General features: G+C 67.6%; 14 protein-coding genes and 1 pseudogene. 14 read left to right on the forward strand and 1 reads right to left on the reverse strand.

Annotated features, from left to right (window positions below; translation table 11 throughout):
* Nucleotides 1–230: 230 nt before the first annotated feature.
* Nucleotides 231–1,157 (reverse strand): LacI family DNA-binding transcriptional regulator, encoded by a 927-nt coding sequence (locus ABLE43_RS17865; protein ID WP_348979680.1) that lies wholly within the window; start codon nucleotides 1,155–1,157, stop codon nucleotides 231–233.
* A gap of 66 nt (nucleotides 1,158–1,223) precedes the next feature.
* Here ABLE43_RS17865 and ABLE43_RS17870 point away from each other — a divergent pair, with 66 nt between their 5' ends.
* The 14 genes and pseudogenes from ABLE43_RS17870 to ABLE43_RS17935 all read left to right on the forward strand — a co-directional run bounded on the left by ABLE43_RS17870 (nucleotide 1,224) and on the right by ABLE43_RS17935 (nucleotide 16,666).
* Nucleotides 1,224–1,568, forward strand: coding sequence for a TonB-dependent receptor plug domain-containing protein (locus ABLE43_RS17870; RefSeq protein ID WP_348979720.1), 345 nt, complete (start codon nucleotides 1,224–1,226; stop codon nucleotides 1,566–1,568).
* A 165-nt stretch (nucleotides 1,569–1,733) separates the two neighbouring features.
* The gene (locus ABLE43_RS17875; protein ID WP_348979681.1) at nucleotides 1,734–1,949 is read left to right on the forward strand and encodes a hypothetical protein; all 216 of its coding nucleotides are present in this window, start codon (nucleotides 1,734–1,736) and stop codon (nucleotides 1,947–1,949) included.
* Nucleotides 1,950–1,958: 9 nt separating this feature from the next.
* Entirely contained in the window at nucleotides 1,959–3,875 is a 1,917-nt protein-coding gene (locus tag ABLE43_RS17880; protein WP_348979721.1) for a TonB-dependent receptor, read from the forward strand.
* A gap of 94 nt (nucleotides 3,876–3,969) precedes the next feature.
* Nucleotides 3,970–5,429: pseudogene (locus ABLE43_RS17885) on the forward strand (tryptophan halogenase family protein).
* 67 nt (nucleotides 5,430–5,496) lie between these two features.
* On the forward strand, nucleotides 5,497–6,168 hold the full coding sequence (locus ABLE43_RS17890; protein ID WP_348979682.1) for a SapC family protein: 672 nt from the start codon (nucleotides 5,497–5,499) through the stop codon (nucleotides 6,166–6,168).
* A complete protein-coding gene (locus ABLE43_RS17895; protein ID WP_348979683.1) occupies nucleotides 6,165–6,830 on the forward strand; it encodes a DUF6445 family protein in 666 nt (221 codons plus the stop codon). Before ABLE43_RS17890 ends, ABLE43_RS17895 begins: the two co-directional genes overlap by 4 nt.
* A gap of 13 nt (nucleotides 6,831–6,843) precedes the next feature.
* The gene (locus tag ABLE43_RS17900; protein WP_348979684.1) at nucleotides 6,844–8,124 is read left to right on the forward strand and encodes a sugar MFS transporter; all 1,281 of its coding nucleotides are present in this window, start codon (nucleotides 6,844–6,846) and stop codon (nucleotides 8,122–8,124) included.
* 309 nt (nucleotides 8,125–8,433) lie between these two features.
* Entirely contained in the window at nucleotides 8,434–9,744 is a 1,311-nt protein-coding gene (gene glyA, locus ABLE43_RS17905; RefSeq protein ID WP_348979685.1) for a serine hydroxymethyltransferase, read from the forward strand.
* Nucleotides 9,744–10,997 (forward strand): sarcosine oxidase subunit beta family protein, encoded by a 1,254-nt coding sequence (locus ABLE43_RS17910; protein ID WP_348979686.1) that lies wholly within the window; start codon nucleotides 9,744–9,746, stop codon nucleotides 10,995–10,997. Before glyA ends, ABLE43_RS17910 begins: the two co-directional genes overlap by 1 nt.
* An 11-nt stretch (nucleotides 10,998–11,008) precedes the next feature.
* The gene (locus ABLE43_RS17915; protein ID WP_348979687.1) at nucleotides 11,009–11,293 is read left to right on the forward strand and encodes a sarcosine oxidase subunit delta; all 285 of its coding nucleotides are present in this window, start codon (nucleotides 11,009–11,011) and stop codon (nucleotides 11,291–11,293) included.
* Nucleotides 11,290–14,271 (forward strand): sarcosine oxidase subunit alpha family protein, encoded by a 2,982-nt coding sequence (locus ABLE43_RS17920; RefSeq protein ID WP_348979688.1) that lies wholly within the window; start codon nucleotides 11,290–11,292, stop codon nucleotides 14,269–14,271. Before ABLE43_RS17915 ends, ABLE43_RS17920 begins: the two co-directional genes overlap by 4 nt.
* Nucleotides 14,264–14,803, forward strand: a complete 540-nt coding sequence (locus ABLE43_RS17925) for a sarcosine oxidase subunit gamma (protein WP_348979689.1) — start codon at nucleotides 14,264–14,266, stop codon at nucleotides 14,801–14,803. Before ABLE43_RS17920 ends, ABLE43_RS17925 begins: the two co-directional genes overlap by 8 nt.
* Nucleotides 14,804–14,808: 5 nt before the next feature.
* A complete protein-coding gene (locus tag ABLE43_RS17930; protein ID WP_348979690.1) occupies nucleotides 14,809–16,170 on the forward strand; it encodes an L-serine ammonia-lyase in 1,362 nt (453 codons plus the stop codon).
* 10 nt (nucleotides 16,171–16,180) lie between these two features.
* Nucleotides 16,181–16,666: a prolyl-tRNA synthetase associated domain-containing protein gene (locus ABLE43_RS17935; RefSeq protein WP_348979691.1), complete on the forward strand. Its 486-nt coding sequence runs from the start codon at nucleotides 16,181–16,183 to the stop codon at nucleotides 16,664–16,666.
* Nucleotides 16,667–16,812: the final 146 nt, after the last annotated feature.

Here is a 16,812-nt window from a genome sequence, read left to right on the forward strand (position 1 = left end):
GGGTCGCCGGCGACTGGCCCGCCACCCGCTGGGACGAGCTGATGCCGTGGAACTGGGTGCCCCAGACAGATCAGCCAACAGCCCAAGCCGCATAAACTGCGGTCCTCACGCCACGCTTACGCATCAAACACCACATGCCGCACCGCGACAGCGAGCGCGCCCCGCCGTTCCGTCGCATCACGTATCGCGCAGGATGAGACCGGACTGGATGATCTCGCTGTCCGCTTCCGTCACGTTGCCCAGCATCGCCTTGGCGACGAGCGCGCGCTGCCGGTAACGTTCTGGGACACGGTGGACAGCATGGGCCGCACGTAATGGCAGTGCTGAATATCGTCATAGCCGACGATCGACACATCGTCGGGGATCGACAGTCCGCTGCGGATGAGCACGTTGATCGCCCCGATCGCGGACACGTCGTTGACCGCGACGATGCCGTCGAACCGCGTCCCGCGCGCAAGATGGCCCTGGATCGCCCGCGCCGCGACGTTCACGTCGAGCCGGGACCTGACGAGCGTCGCCGAAACCCCGGCCGCCGCCGTGGCCTCGCAGAAGCCGCGATAGCGCTGCGTCATCTCGGGGCCGATGATGTCGCCGAGGAAGACGAGGTTGCGCCGCCCCTGGCTGATGAGATGCGGGGTCGCACGAAGGCCGCCCGCGTAATTGTCGGTGCCGACCGAGCAATAATTCTGCTCCTCCTGCCGCGCGCCCCATACCACCATGTTGCGGCGACGTTTCGCCACCTCGTTGAGCGCCTCGTGCAGCAGCCCCTGCCCGAGAACGATGACCGGATCGCCGACGACCGAATCGAAGAACTCGTTCAGCTCGACCTCGTTGGAGGGGGCGAAGTGGGTCAGTCGCAGGTCGATCTCGTGAAAGCGTGCCTCGTCGCCGATCTGGGCGAGCAGCTCGAGCAGGAACGGCTCGCGCAGGCTGACCGTCCGCGAGGGCCGGCGGGGAATCACGATCGACAGTGAACTGGATGCGGGGGCGCCGCTGCGGCCGCCGAGATACTTGGCCAGCGGATAGTCGACGTCATAGGCAAGCTGCCAGATCCGGGTCCGCGTCTCCACGTTGATCCGGGGATCGTCGCGCAGCGCGCGCGAGACGGTCGCAGTCGAACAGCCCGCGAGCGCAGCCAGATCCTGCAGGCGGGTCACCTGCCGGGTTCCGACGTCATCGCCATCCATCGGCCGGTTGCCTGCCACATACTCTCATCCAGCGGCATCGTCGATGCCATCGCCTCGCAGGACATCGGCAAGCTGCCTGACGCGAACCTCGCCGAATCGCTCCAGCGCATCACCGGCGTGTCGATCGATCGCTCGGGCGGCGAAGGCGCCTTCGTGACGGTCCGCGGCTTCGGTCCGGAATTCAACACGGTGCTGGTCAACGGCCGTCAGATCGCGACACCCACCGATCCCAGTCAGGCCAGCGGCCGTGCCTTCTCGTTCGACACGCTGGCGTCGGAGCTGGTCGCGGGGGTCGACGTGTACAAGTCATCGACGGCCCGGCTCCAGTCGGGCGGCGTCGGATCGACGATCAATATCAAGGCCGCGCGTCCGTTCGATTAGAGCGACGGCAAGTTTTCCGCGTCGGCAGGCGCCAATTACGACGTCAATTCGGGCAAGTTCGCGCCCGACGTCTCGTTCCTGGCGGCGCGCACCTTTGCCGACGACACGTTCGGCATCCTCATCAGCGGCCGCTGTCAGCGTCGTTTCACCCAGCTCAAGCAGGCGGTGACCGACGGCTGGCTGGTCAACCCGTCGGCGCCGGCAGCGCAGGTCAACGGCGGCGCCTCGCTGGTCACGGCGTCGAACCCGCAGGGCAACCTGTTCATTCCGCAGAATTTCGACAAGAAGGTGACCAGCGAGGATCGGCAGCGGCTCGGCGGCACGCTGGTGCTGCAATTCCGGCCGAGCGACGACCTGACGATCACCGGCGACGCGCTGTAGTCCAAGTTCATCAACGATACCGCCGCGCGTTCCTATGGCCACTGGTTCACCGCGTCGAACCTCACGAACGTTCGCACCGACGCCAACGGCACCGCGACCGATCTTACCCGGTCGACCGGCATCGCGACGGACTTCCATTTCAAGAAGAACGACAAGCGCACGGAAACCAGGCAGTTCGGCGTCAATTTCGACTGGAAGACGTCGGATGCGGTAACGCTGTCCGTGGACGGCACCTATTCGCATGCCACGCAGAATCCGAACGGGGGCACGCAGGCCTATCTCGCGCTGCTGGGGTATCTGACCGGGTCGGTGCGCTATCGCTCGGATTCGGCGACCTTGCCATGGGTCACCGAGACGCTGCCGACCTATGCCAATGCCAACGCGCGCTGCGGCACGACCCCGGCGAATTCGGGCACGCCGTCGGGCAACGTCGCAGGCGCCGGCCAGCAATTGTGCCAGCACGTCATGCTGCTGCGCGGCTTCGGCACCGACGACAAGCGGTGGCAGGGCCGGTTCGACGTGAAGTATGACGGCGAGGATCAGGGGCTGACGAAGGCAAGCGCCGGCGCCTATTTCTCGAACGATCGCAAGCGCACGTCCTTCTACTCGAATGACGGCGGCACGGGCTGCACGACGTGCGGCTACAATCTGAACGCGCCGGGCAACGTGCCGATTTCCGTGTACGGCGCGGGATCGAACTTCCTGAAGGGGGTCGGCGGGGCCGACCGGCAGGTCACCAGCTGGCAGACCTTCGACGGGCAGGCCCTGTTCGACGCGATCACCGCCCAGCAACGCGCGACCAAGCGGAACTTCACCTTCGCGCCGCCGCTCGTCAGCGACACGTTGGTCAAGGAGCAGATCTTTGGCGGCTATGTCGAGACGGAGTTCGCCGGTACGCTGGCCGACGCGCCGTTCTCGATCGTCGCGGGCGTCCGTATCGAGCATACCAAGGCCGACGTGAACGGTCTGGCGACGGCCTGTACCGCACTGGTGCGGCTGGCGAACGACCAGACGCAATATGGCTCGACCGCGTCGGGAACGGCGCGAACGGTCGCTCGCAGCGACTATACCGACATCCTGCCCAACATGTCGCTGCGGTGGGACGTCCGGGACAATCTGACGGTGCGGTTCGCGGCGTCGCAGACGATCACCCGTCCGACGCTGGAACAGCTGTCCCCGGTGACGATGCTCACCACGCTGCGCCCCGGCAACTTCGCGGCCAACAGCGGCAATGCCGGGCTGAAGCCGTTCAAGTCGAGCAACCTCGATCTTTCGGCGGAATATTATTACGCCCCCGGATCCTATGTGTCGCTCGGCGGCTATCTGAAGAACGTCAGCAACTTCATCGTCCTGAACCAGCGGACGGGCACGGTCGCGAACGCGGCGGGCAGCCCGTTGCTCGATCCCGGCACCGGCTTGCCCGCGCAGTTCGCGATCACCGCGCCGGTCAACGGCGAGGATGCGATCGTCCGGGGGCTGGAGGCAGCGTGGCAGCAGATCTTCGGCCAGACCGGCTTCGGCTTCCAGGTGAACGGAACGCTGGTGGGTAGCAACCGCCCGCTCAACGTGCGCGATCTGAGCAACAAGTTCGCCCTGACCGGCCTGTCCAACTCCGCGAACGCCGTCGCCTTCTACGACAAGAACGGGCTGGAGCTGCGCGTCGCCTACAACTGGCGCGACAAGTTCCTGCAGTATCTGGCGCCGCCGCCGCTCAACGGGGCAGGTCAGGCCGTGACGCAGGTGAAGAGCTATTCGCAGCTCGACGCCAGCGCCAATTACGCGATCAACCCGAACTTCGGCGTGTTCGTCGAGGCGGCCAATCTGACCAATGCGAGGGCGTTCAAATATGCCTATTACACCAACCAGTTCCTGTATGCGGAAGACACGGGACGGCGCTTCAATTTCGGGGTACGCCTGACGTTCTGAACAGGCGCCGTCGCGGGCGGGCGGGCTCCGGCTCCGTCCGCCCCGGCGGTGCGATGCCGGTCCGCGCCATCCGGCGCGACGGCAAGGGGTGATGATGACAGCGTTTCTGCGATCCGTGTGCATCGTCGGCGGCGGGACGGCGGGGTGGTTGACCGCCGCCGTTCTCGCCGCTCGCCATCGCAGCGCGGATGCGCCGACGCTCGCGATCACGCTGGTCGAAAGCGAGCGCATCGGGATCGTCGGCGTCGGCGAAGGAACGTGGCCGACGATGCGCAACACCTTGCGCAAGGTCGGCATTTCCGAAACGGCCTTCCTGCGCGCCTGCCAGGCCTCGTTCAAGCAGGGCGCGCGATTTTCCCGCTGGCGCACCGGCGCGGACGACGACCATTATTATCATCCGCTCGTTCTGCCCGAAGGGTTCCCGGCGGTCGATCTCGCGCCCTTCTGGCACGAGGCGGCGACGGGCGCGGCGGTTCCGCCGTTTTCCGATGCGGTCTGCTTTCAGGATCATCTGTGCGAGTGCGATCTTGCGCCCAAGCTGATGACCTCGCCGGAATATGGCGGCATCGCCAACTATGCCTATCATCTGGATGCGGGACGTTTCGCCGAGTTCATGAAGGCGCATTGCGTCGACACGCTGGGGGTGCGCCACGTCGTGGACGAGGTGACGCGCGTGAACCTTGCCAAGGCGGCGACATCGCCTCGGTCTCGACCAGGGCGCATGGCGACCTGTTCGTCGACCGTACGCTGGCGGTGCAGGTGCCCTACGAGCACCCCGACGCCCCGATCGCATCGCAGACCAACTCGACCGCGCAGCGGCACGGCTGGATCTGGGACATCGGCCTGCGCGAGCGGCGCGGCGTCGGCTATGTCTATTCCAGCCGCCACGCCGCCGACGAGGATCCGATGGCGGAACTCGCCGCCTATGTCGGGCCGAGGATCGCCGACCTGCCGGTGCGCGAGCTGACGATCCGCTCGGGCCATCGCGAAACCTTCTGGAAGCGCAATTGCATCGCGATCGGGCTGGCGGCGGGCTTCCTCGAACCGCTCGAGGCGTCGGCGATCGTGCTGATCGAGCTGTCCGCCGACTATCTCGCCGCGTCCTTCCCGGCGACGCGCCCGGTGATGGACATCGTGGCGGAGCGGTTCAACACCATGACCCGCTATCGCTGGGACCGGATCGTCGACTTCCTGAAGCTGCACTATATGCTCAGCGAGCGCACCGATTCCCGCTTCTGGATCGACAACCGCGATCCCGAAACGATTCCACAGAGCCTGCGCGACCAGCTGGCGCTGTGGCGCTACACCCCGCCGGGCGACCAGGATTTCAGCAGCACGCACGAGATGTTCCCGGCCGCCAGCTATCAATATGTGCTCTACGGCATGGGCTTCCGCACCGACCTGCGCTTCCTGCAGCCCGCGCTGCGCGACCGGCGGGCGGCGGAGGAGGCGCTGCGGCGCAATGCGCAGATGAAGGCCCGTTGGGGCGCCGCGCTACCGAGCAATCGGGCGCTGCTGACCAAGTTGCAGACGCTCGACCTGCCGCGACTCTAGGGCGTGATGACGTGATGTTGACCCATCGTGATTGTCCGGAGCGGCGCGCAGCGCGGGCTGGTAGGCCGTGCAAGCGGCGCGACGACGTCCGGCGGGCGCAACCCATCTCGTGGCGCTGTCGAAGGACGAGTTGCGCAAGGCCTGCGCGAGCTATCCGGTCTTCCTGGTCAAGCATCCCGAGACGGCACGCTTCTATCCCGCCGCGCTGCTGGGGCTGCGTGCGCAGGAGAATCTCTACTGGACGGGCAGCGCGCTCGACGCCGCCCATGTCCCCTCCCGGTTCCTGCGGCAGCCCTTCTATACCGTCGACGTGGCGTCGGGTGGCGGTCAGCTGTGCCTCGACCGCGACAGCGCCGCGATCGACGCGGGCGGGGATGCGGCGATCGTCGAGGGCGACGGCACCGACAGCGACTATATCCGCGGGATCGTGGCGTTGCTGTCGGACATGGCGGTGCAGGCGCCGCGGACGGACGCGCTGGTCGATCTCGCACTGCGGCCCGATCTCGTGACACCGGCCCGGCTCGATATCATGCTCGACTCCGGCGAGCGGGTCGATGTCGACGGCTTGTATGCGATCGACGATGCGGCGCTGGCGCGTCAGCGCTCCGCCATCCCCGACTTCGACGACCTGCTGGCGCTGATGGCGATGATGCTGTCGCTGGAGAAGGTCGCCGACCTGGTCCGCCGCCGCAACGCGCTGGATCGCGCCGCCGCGCAATGGACCCGGATGGAGGCGTGACGGCGGCCTGTGACACCATGGACGCGGCGGTCGTGCCCTTGTGGATCGTGGACGACGCGCATCCCGCGCCCGATGCGCTGGTCGCCGCCGCGCGGGCCACGCCGTTCGCGCGCCGCGACCGGGACATGTACCCCGGCGTCCGCGCCGCCGTGCCGCCGGACTATGCCGGATGGCTGTCCGCGACGGCGGCCGACGTCATCGGCACCGCCGGTCGGGTCGCGGTGTGCGACGTCACGTTCGCCAGCGTCACCGAAGATCCCGCGGGCCTCGCACCGATCCAGCATATCCCGCATTTCGACACGGCGGACCCCTCGATCTGTGCCGCGGTCCATTATCTCTGTCACCCGCCGCATCGCGGTACCGCCTTCTATCGTCACGAACGCACCGGGTTGCAGCGCATCGACCCGGCAAGCGCGGCCCGCTGGCCGGCAGAGCTCGCGCGCGACGCCCGGCACCATGGCCTGCCCGACCGACGCTATGCCGACGGATCGACCCCGGCCTTCGCGCAGGTTCGTGCGATCGACCTCGGGTTCAACCGGATGATCCTCTATCCGGCCAATTGCCTGCACAGCGGCCTTGTCCACCAGCATCGCTTCGGCGAAGCACCGGCGACCGGCCGGTTGACCATCACGTCGCTCATGCAGCTTTCTTTCCCGCTTTAAGGAGGTACATTCCATGGCAGTTGCAGTCGGTGGCGCAACCAGGAAGGGTGACGACTTTATCGATGCCCCCGAACTGCGCGTGTTCGTCTTCGCACTCTTCTTCATCTTCGGTGGCATCACCAGCCTCAACGACGTCATCATCCCGAAGCTGAAGGAGCTGTTCACGCTCAACTTCACGCAGGCGATGCTGGTGCAGTTCGGGTTCTTCACGGCATATCTGCTCGTCGGCATCCCCGCCGCCAAGCTGGTGAAGAAGATCGGTTACATGCGCGGGGCATTCGCCGGGCTCGTCATCATGATGGCCGGGTGCCTGCTGTTCATCCCGGCTTCGCAGATGGCGATCTATGCCCTGTTCCTCTTCGCCTTCTTCGTACTGGCGAGCGGCGTGGTCATCGTGCAGGTCGTCGCCAATCCGCTGATCTCGATGCTGGGCAGACCGGAAATGGCGACCAGCCGCCTGACCTTCGCGCAGGCGTTCAATTCGGTCGGCACGACGATCTTTCCCATCATCGGTTCGGTCCTGATCCTCGGTTCGCTGGCGCAGGTTTCGGCGGCCCAGCTGTCCGGGGAGGCGCTGGCGAACTACCGCGTCGCGGAAAGTCGCGCGATCGTTCACGGCTATCTCGGCATCGCCGCCGCGCTGGCCGTCGTCGCCGCCGCGGTCTGGCTGTTCCGCAACCGCCTGAAAGGGGAAAGGCACGAGGCGAGCGAAGGGCTGGCCGGACTGGACCTCCTGAAGCGCCCCCGCTTCGGGCTCGGCGCGCTCGGCATCTTCCTCTACGTCGGCGCGGAGGTGACGATCGGGTCGCTGATCGTCAGCTACATCATGCAGGATCGCGTCCTGGGGCTGCCGGAACAGGCGGCGGGGCGACTGATCGGCTTCTACTGGGGCGGCGCGATGATCGGCCGCTTCGTGGGGTCGGGGCTGCTGCGCATGATCAACCCCGGCAAGCTGCTGGCGGCGGTGGCGGCAGGGGCGATCGTGCTGCTGCTGGTTTCCGCCACCACGACGGGCACCGTTGCCGCCGCCAGCCTGCTTGCCGTCGGCCTGATGAACGCGATCATGTTCCCGACGATCTTCGGTCTCGCCTGCGAGGGGCTGGGAAGCCGTTCGGCCGACGGATCGGGCATCATCAACGTCGCGATCTTCGGTGGCGCCGTCGTACCGCTCGTCAGCGGCATGATCGCCGACATGTCGGGCAGCCTCGCCGTGGCGCTGGGCCTGCCCGCGCTGTGCTATCTCGTCATCGCCTTCTTCGGATGGTATGCCCGCCGGGTACGCGCCCAGCCTTGATGCCGCCGATGCGCCACGCCTGAAGGTCTGCCGGTTCGACCATCGCCGCCGGCAGACCCGGCGCGGCTCGCCCGGCAGTATGAAGATGGTCCCGTCGAGGGCGGACTCGATGATATCGATACCGGGTTGCGCCGCATCCGCGTAATCGCCTTGGTCCAGCACGACCCTGCGGCGCGACCGAACGCAGCGCGGCCTGTCATGTTCCGCGCTTCGGCAGGCTGTCGCAAATCTCCGCGATCGGCGGCGCGCCTGTTCCAGCGGTGGACCCGGTGAAACCGCATCCTCGTCCGCAGAGACAGGGGGTCCATCATGGCGGATACGAGCAATCGGGGCGGCGACGCGGGACAGGCGTTTTTCGGCGGGGCGCTGGCCCTTGCCGATCCCGAGGTAGACGCCGCGATCAATGCCGAACTGGGGCGGCAGCGCGACAAGCTCGAACTGATCGCGTCGGAGAACATCGTGTCGACCGCGGTGCTGCAGGCGCAGGGGTCGGTCCTGACCAACAAATATGCGGAGGGTTATCCCGGCCGCCGCTATTACGGCGGGTGCGAGCATGTCGACGTCACCGAGCAGCTGGCGATCGACCGCGCCTGTCGCCTGTTCGGCGCGAAATTCGCCAACGTCCAGCCGCATTCGGGCGCGCAGGCGAACATGGCGGTGCAATTCGCGCTGATGAAGCCGGGCGAGACGCTGATGGGGATGAGCCTGGCGCATGGCGGGCACCTGACGCACGGCGCCGCCCCGACCTTTTCGGGCAAGTGGCTGAACGCCGTTTCCTACGGCGTCCGCGAGGACGACCAGCGGATCGACTACGACGCCGTTGCCGAACTGGCGCGCGAATATCATCCGCGGCTGATCATCGCCGGTGGCTCGGCCTATCCGCGGCAGATCGACTTCGCCCGTTTCCGCGAGATCGCGGATTCGGTCGATGCGGTGCTGATGGTCGACATGGCGCATTTCGCCGGGCTGGTGGCGGGCGGCGCGCATCCCAATCCGCTCGATCATGCGCATGTCGTGACGACGACCACGCACAAGACGCTGCGCGGTCCGCGCGGCGGGATGATCCTGACCAACGACGAGGCGCTGGCCAAGAAGTTCAACTCCGCGATCTTCCCCGGCATCCAGGGCGGGCCGCTGGAACATGTCATCGCGGCCAAGGCGGTCGCGTTCGGCGAGGCGCTGCGGCCCGAATTCCGCGACTATGCACGTCGCGTGGTCGAGAACGCGCAGGCGCTCGCCGCGGTGCTCGAGGCGAACGGCTACACGATCGTGTCGGGCGGCACCGACACGCATGTCGTCCTGGTGGACCTGAGGCCCAAGAAGCTGACCGGCAAGCGCGCCGAGCACGTCCTCGATGAAGCCGGCATCACCTGCAACAAGAACGGCATCCCGTTCGATCCGGAGAAACCCTTCGTGACGTCTGGCATTCGTCTGGGGAGCGGCGCCCTGACCAGCCGCGGCTTCGATGTTCCGGCCTTCCAGGAGGTCGGTCGCCTGATCAACCGCATCCTCGATGCCGCCTCGGAAGGGGAGGTGCCCGATGCGCTGATCGACGAGGTCCGCGCCGACGTGGTCGCACTGTGCGCGCGCTTCCCGATCTATGAAACGGCGCGCGGCTGATGCAGCGCTTCTCGGCATTCTCGCTGTTCCGGCAGGGACTGGGCGGTCACAAGGGCTGGCAGCCGCAATGGCGGCGCGCCACGCCGAAGGCGTCCTATGACGCGATCATCGTCGGCGGCGGCGGGCACGGGCTGGGCGCGGCCTATTATCTCGCCAGCCGGTTCGGCATCCGCAACGTGGCGGTGGTGGAAAAGGGGTGGATCGGCGGCGGCAATACCGGCCGCAACACGACGATCATCCGCTCCAACTATCTTTTCGACGAAAGCGCGGCGCTGTACGATCACGCGCTGAAGATGTGGGAGGGGCTGAGCCAGGAGCTCAACTACAACGTCATGTTCTCGCAGCGCGGCGTGCTGATGCTGGCGCACAACATCCACGACGTGCAGGTGTTCAAGCGCCACGTCCACGCCAACCGCATCAACGGCGTCGACAACGAATGGCTGACGCCGGAGCAGGCGAAGGAATTCTGCCCGCCGCTCAATATCGAACCCAACATGCGCTATCCGGTGCTGGGCGCGGCGTTGCAGCGGCGCGGCGGGACCGCGCGGCATGATGCCGTCGCCTGGGGCTATGCCCGCGCCGCCGATGCGCTGGGCGTCGACATCATCGAGAATTGCGAAGTCACCGGAATCCGCCGCGACGCCAGCGGCGCGGTGTCGGGCGTGGAGACCACGCGCGGCTTCATCGGATCGCGCCGGATCGGCGTGTCGGCGGCGGGGCATACCAGCGTGGTGCTGGGCATGGCGGGCGTCCGGTTGCCGCTGGAAAGCTATCCGTTGCAGGCGCTGGTGTCGGAGCCGGTCAAGCCGATCTTCCCGTGCGTCGTCATGTCGAACACGATCCACGCCTATATGAGCCAGTCCGACAAGGGCGAGCTGGTGATCGGCGCGGGCACCGACGCCTATACCAGCTATACCCAGCGCGGCGGGCTGCACATCGCGACCCACACGCTGGAGGCGATCTGCGAGCTGTTCCCGCAGTTCCGCCGGATGCGGATGCTGCGCAGCTGGGGCGGGATCGTCGACGTGACGCCCGATCGCTCGCCGATCATCGCCAAGACGCCGGTGCCGGGGCTGTACGTCAATTGCGGCTGGGGCACGGGCGGGTTCAAGGCGACGCCGGGCGCCGCGCATCTGCTGGCGCATACGATGGCGAACGACGCGCCGCACCCGATCAACGCGCCGTACACGATCGAGCGTTTCCGCGACGGGTTCATGATCGACGAGGCGGCTGCTGCCGCCGTCGCGCACTGAGAGGCGTAGCGATGCTGCTTATCACCTGCCCCTATTGCGGCGCGCGGCCCGAGCTGGAGTTCAGCTATGGCGGCGAGGCGCATATCGATCGCCCGGTCCGGCCGGCCGACCTGAGCGATGCCGAGTGGACCGCCTATCTCTACACGCGGTCCAATCCGAAGGGCATCCATGCCGAGCGGTGGCGGCACCTGCACGGCTGTGCCCGTTTCTTCAACGCCATTCGCGACACGCGCAGCGACACGTTCCTCGCGACGTACAAGGTCGGCGAACAGCCCCCGGAGGTGGATCGCGCATGAAATCCCCCGAACACCGCATCGCACGCGGCAGCGTGACCCGCGACCAGACGATCCATTTCACCTTCGACGGCAAACGCTATGCGGGGCTGGAGGGCGATACGCTCGCCTCCGCGCTGCTCGCCAACGGGGTCCATCTGGTCGGCCGGTCGTTCAAATATCACCGCCCGCGCGGCATCCTGGGCGCGGGGGCGGACGAGCCCAATGCGCTGGTCGGCATCCGTCGCGATGCGGCACGCTATGCGCCCAATCTGCTGGCGACGCAGGTCGAGCTGTACGACGGGCTGGACGCGGTCAGCCAGAACCGGCACCCCAGCCTCGAGAACGACCGCATGGCGGTCAACGACAAGCTGCTGAGCCGCTTCATCCCGGCGGGCTTCTACTACAAGACCTTCATGTGGCCGAAGAAGGCGTGGGACCGGCTGTACGAGCCGCGCATCCGCGAGGCGGCCGGGCTGGGCGTCGCACCGACCCTGCCCGATCCCGACCATTATACGCAGCGCTACGCGCATTGCGACGTGCTGGTCATCGGCGGCGGCCCGGCGGGGATCGCGGCGGCGCGCCAGGCGGCGGAGGCGGGCGCGCGGGTGATCCTGTGCGACGATCGCGCACGGTTCGGCGGATCGCTGCTGGCGGCGGTCGACACGACCATCGACGGTCGGCAGGCGACCGACTGGCTGCACGCGGAAGTGGCGGCGCTCGCCGCGTTGCCGAACGTCACGCTGCTGCCGCGCACGATCGCGTTCGGCTATTACCCGCACAACTGGATCGGCCTGACCGAGAAGCTGACCGACCATCTTTCGTCCCCGGCCGAGGGCGCCCCGCGCGAACGGCTGTGGCAGGTCCGTGCGAAACAGGTGGTGCTGGCGACCGGCGCGATCGAACGCCCGCTGGTGTTCCCCGACAATGACCGGCCCGGCATCATGCTGGCGGATGCCGCACGCACCTATCTGCAGCAATATGGCGTCGCAGTGGGGCGGACGATCGTCGTCGTCGGCGCACACGACAATGCCTATCGCGTCGCGCACGAGATGGCGGCGGCGGGCGTGACGATCGCGGCGGTGGCGGACATCCGCCCGCGCTCGGCGGCGTCGGACGCGGCGCGGCAGGCGGGCTTGCCGGTGGTGACGGATGCGAAGATCGACGGCACGACCGGCGGCCTGCGCGTCGCGTCGATCACCATCACCGCCGGGGGCACGACGCGCCGCCATCGCTGCGACGCGGTGCTGATGGCGGGGGGCTTTACGCCCAGCGTCCACCTGTTCTCGCAGTCGCGCGGCAAGCTCGCGTGGGACGAGGCGTCGCAGGCCTATCTGCCGGACGTATCCGCCGAGGCGGAGCGATCGGCGGGCGCGTGTCGCGGTCGCTTCGCCCTTGCCGATGCGCTGGGCGACGGGATCGCGGCCGGGCGCGACGCGGCGTCGGCGGCGGGCTTCGCCCCGTCGGCGGCGGCAGCCGTCGCGACGGTCGAACTGCGCCACGCGCAGGGCACCGGCGGCTATATGGGCGCGGCCCCGACGTCGAGCGACCTGACCAAGGCGAAGGCGTTCGTCGACTGGCAGAACGACGTCACCGCCAAGGATATCCTGCTCGCCACGCGCGAGGGGTTCCTGTCGATCGAGCACGTCAAGCGGTACACGACGACCGGCATGGCGACCGATCAGGGCAAGCTGTCCAACATCAATGCGCTCGGCATCGTGTCGGAAGCGACCGGCCGGTCGATCCCGCAGATCGGCCTGACGACCTTCCGCTCGCCCTATACGCCGGTGACGTTCGGCACGCTGGCGGGCCATGCGCGCGGCGACCTGTTCGATCCGGCGCGGATCACCGCGATCAACGACTGGGCGAAGGGGCAGGGCGCGGCGTTCGAGGATGTCGGCAACTGGCGGCGCGCCCATTATTTCCCGCGCGCCGGTGAGGACATGCATGCCGCGGTCGCGCGCGAATGCGCCGCGGTGCGGCGCGGCGTCGGCATCTTCGACGCCTCGACGCTGGGCAAGATCGAGGTCGTCGGGCCGGATGCGGCCGAGTTCATGAACCGCTTCTTCGTCAATGCCTGGACCAAGCTGGGCGTCGGCAGGTGCCGCTACGGCGTCCTGCTGCGCGAGGACGGCTTCGTGCTGGACGACGGGGTGGTCGGGCGGCTGGCGGCGGATCGCTTCCACGTCACCACCACCACCGGCGGTGCGGCGCGCGTGCTGGGCATGATGGAGGATTATCTCCAGACCGAATGGCCCGATCTAAACGTCTGGCTGACCTCGACGACCGAACAATGGTCGGTGATCGCGGTGCAGGGGCCGCGCGCGCGCGAGGTTCTGGCCCCGCTGATCGAGGGGCTGGACGTGTCAGCGGCGGCATTCCCGCACATGAGCATCGCCGACGCGCGCATCTGCGGCGTGCCGATGCGGCTCATGCGCGTCAGCTTCACCGGCGAGCTGGGGTTCGAGGTGAACGTGCCGAGCGGTTACGGCCGACAGGTGTGGGAGGCGATCTGGGAACGCGGCAGGGCGTTCGACATGGTCCCCTATGGCACCGAAACGATGCACGTCCTGCGCGCCGAGAAGGGATATATCATCGTCGGCCAGGAAACCGACGGGACGGTCACGCCCGACGATGTCGGCCTGTCGTGGGCGATCGGCAAGGCCAAGCCGGATTTCGTCGGCAAGCGCTCGCTGGCGCGCCCGGCGCTGTCGGCGCCGGGTCGCAAGCAACTGGTCGGCCTGAAGAGCGTCGACGGCCGGACGGTGCTGGAGGAAGGGGCGCAGATCGTGGTGCCGTCGGCGGCGACGACGCCGATCGGCCATGTCACCTCGGCCTATCACAGCCCCGCCATCGACGCGCCGATCGCGCTGGCGCTGGTACGCGACGGCCGTCAACGGATCGGCGAGACGTTGCGCGTCCCGATGCCCGGCGGACCGATCGCGGTCGAGATCGTCTCACCCATCTTCTACGATCCGGAAGGCACCCGCATCGATGTCTGACCTGTCCCCCGTCTCGCCGTTCACGGCAGCCAGCGCTGCGATCCGGCCGCTTGGTCATTTCGGCCGTGCGGTGCTGCGCTGCCCGGCGGCGATGCTCGATACCGTTGGCGAGCGGCTGGGTATCGCCCTGCCGGCGGAAGCCTGCCGCTCGGTCGGTGACGATTCGCTGGCGGCGTTGTGGCTGGGGCCGGACGAATGGCTGCTGCTGTCCGCAGATGCGCCGGACGACTGGGTGGCGTCGCTCCAGGCACGGCTGGGCGACGCCTTGTGCGCGCTGGTCGACGTCGGCCACCGGCAGGTGGCGCTGGAGGTGGCCGACGGCCGCATCGGTGCAGAGAGGCTGCTGGCGAGCGGTTGCGCACTGGACCTGGCGCTCACCGCCTTTCCGGTCGGTATGTGCACGCGGACGATGTACGACAAGGCGGAGGTCGTCCTGTGGCGGCGCGCGCCGGACCGTTTCCATGTCGAGGTGTGGCGGTCGTTCGCGCGCTATACCGAGGGGCTGCTGCGCGTCGCCGAATCCGAGGCGTAGACGCGATGCTGGGCGTCCGCGACCTCTTCCGCGTCGGTATCGGACCGTCCTCGTCGCATACGGTCGGGCCGATGAAGGCCGCGCACAGTTTCGCGCAGAATCTGCGCGGCGTGTCGTTTGCCGGCGTCCGGGTCGATCTGCTGGGGTCGCTGGCATGGACCGGGTCGGGCCACGCCACCGACAAGGCGGTGGTCCTGGGCCTGGCCGGATTCCTGCCCGACGCGATCGCGCCCGAGGATATCGACCGGATCGTCGAACAGACCCGCAGCGAGCGGCGGCTGATCGTCGCCGGGCGCACCATCGCCTTCGATCCCGATGCCGATATCGTGTTCGACCGCGTCGGCGAGACGCCGGTCCATCCCAATACGTTGCGGCTCTCGGCGCTCGGCCCCGATGGCGATGTCGTGTTCAGCGAACGCTGGTGCTCGATCGGCGGCGGGTTCATCGTGCCGGAGGATCTGGTCGGCGACACCACGCTGACCGAGGACGAGGCGTGCCCGCCCTTTCCCTTCCGTCGCGCGGCCGAGTTGCTGGCGATCTGCCGCTCGCATGGCCTGAGCATCGCCGAGGTGATGCGCGCCAATGAACGGTCGCGCGCCTCCGCGGGCGAGCTGGAGGAGTATCTCGATCGCGTGATCGACGTGATGATGACCTGCATCGACCGCGGCATGCAGGCCGAAGGCACCCTGCCCGGGCGGCTGAAGGTGCCGCGCCGCGCGCGGGCGCTGCGCCAGAAGCTGGACGGCGACCGCTTCCGCAACCGGCAGGCGCCGCACGCCATCATGGACCATGTCAGCCTGTTCGCGATCGCGACGAACGAGGAGAATGCCGCGGGCGGGCGCGTCGTCACCGCGCCGACCAATGGCGCGGCGGGCGTCATCCCGGCGGTGCTGCGCTATTATCGCGATTTCTGGCCGGGTGCGGACCGGACGGGCATGCACGATTTCCTGCTGACCGCCAGCGCGATCGGCGTCCTCACCAAGCTCAACGCCTCGATCTCCGGCGCGGAGGTCGGGTGCCAGGGCGAGGTCGGCACCGCCAGCGCGATGGCCGCCGCCGGTCTCGCCGCCGCGATGGGGGCGACCGATCTGCAGGTGGAGAATGCCGCCGAGATCGCGATGGAACATCATCTGGGGATGACCTGCGATCCGATCGCCGGGCTGGTGCAGGTCCCCTGCATCGAACGCAATGCGTTCGGCGCGATCAAGGCGATCAACGCCGCGTCGCTGTCGTTGCGTGGCGACGGGACGCATATCGTCTCGCTCGATCAGGTCATCGAGACGATGATGCGTACCGGCACCGACATGCACGCCAAGTACAAGGAAACGTCGCAGGGCGGGCTGGCGGTCAGCTTCCCGGAATGTTGAGGGGCGGATGATGACCGAAGACGAACTCTATGCCGAACTCGAAGCGGCCGGCATCGCGGTCGAGAAGCTGGAACATCCGCCGGTCTTCACGGTCGAGGAAAGCGCCGCGATCCATGCCGCGCTGCCGGCCGCGCATACCAAGAACCTGTTCCTGAAGGACAAGTACAGGAAATTGTGGCTGATCGTCCTGCCGAGCGACCGCCGCGCCGATCTGAAGGCCTTTGCGGAGCTGCTGGGAGCGGGCAAATTCTCGTTCGGCAAGGCCGAGGATATGGAGACGGTGCTGGGCGTGACGCCGGGCGCGGTGACGCCGTTGGCGATCGCGAATGCGGCGCCGGGCGCGGTTGCACTGGTGTTCGATGCCGCGTTCGAGCAGGCCGAGCGGATCGCGGTGCATCCGCTGCGCAATACCGCGACGGTCGCCTTGTCCTTCGCCGCGCTGGTGGCGTGGCTGGAGGGACGCGGGCATGCGGTGCGCGTCGTCGCGCTGCCCTGAGCGAACGCCGCAGGACAAGCCGATCCGTTCGCGGCGTGCGGTAGCTGAACGCATCGCGATCGCTATCGCGTGAACTCGAACTGCGCGTTCGTTCTGCATCCGAAATATATTTGCAGTGACGCATTCGTGACGGCTTCATGTCGCAG

This window comes from Sphingomonas silueang (genome assembly GCF_040049155.1).
Taxonomy (GTDB): Bacteria; Pseudomonadota; Alphaproteobacteria; order Sphingomonadales; family Sphingomonadaceae; genus Sphingomonas; species Sphingomonas silueang.

Excerpts from the sequence above, each read along its gene's own strand:
- ABLE43_RS17900 (WP_348979684.1), top strand. The coding sequence starts at position 6,844 with ATGGCAGTTGCAGTCGGTGGCGCAACCAGGAAGGGTGACGACTTTATC.
- ABLE43_RS17915 (WP_348979687.1), top strand. The coding sequence starts at position 11,009 with ATGCTGCTTATCACCTGCCCCTATTGCGGCGCGCGGCCCGAGCTGGAG.
- glyA (WP_348979685.1), top strand. The coding sequence starts at position 8,434 with ATGGCGGATACGAGCAATCGGGGCGGCGACGCGGGACAGGCGTTTTTC.
- ABLE43_RS17920 (WP_348979688.1), top strand. The coding sequence starts at position 11,290 with ATGAAATCCCCCGAACACCGCATCGCACGCGGCAGCGTGACCCGCGAC.
- ABLE43_RS17930 (WP_348979690.1), top strand. The coding sequence starts at position 14,809 with ATGCTGGGCGTCCGCGACCTCTTCCGCGTCGGTATCGGACCGTCCTCG.
- ABLE43_RS17910 (WP_348979686.1), top strand. The coding sequence starts at position 9,744 with ATGCAGCGCTTCTCGGCATTCTCGCTGTTCCGGCAGGGACTGGGCGGT.
- ABLE43_RS17935 (WP_348979691.1), top strand. The coding sequence starts at position 16,181 with ATGACCGAAGACGAACTCTATGCCGAACTCGAAGCGGCCGGCATCGCG.
- ABLE43_RS17925 (WP_348979689.1), top strand. The coding sequence starts at position 14,264 with ATGTCTGACCTGTCCCCCGTCTCGCCGTTCACGGCAGCCAGCGCTGCG.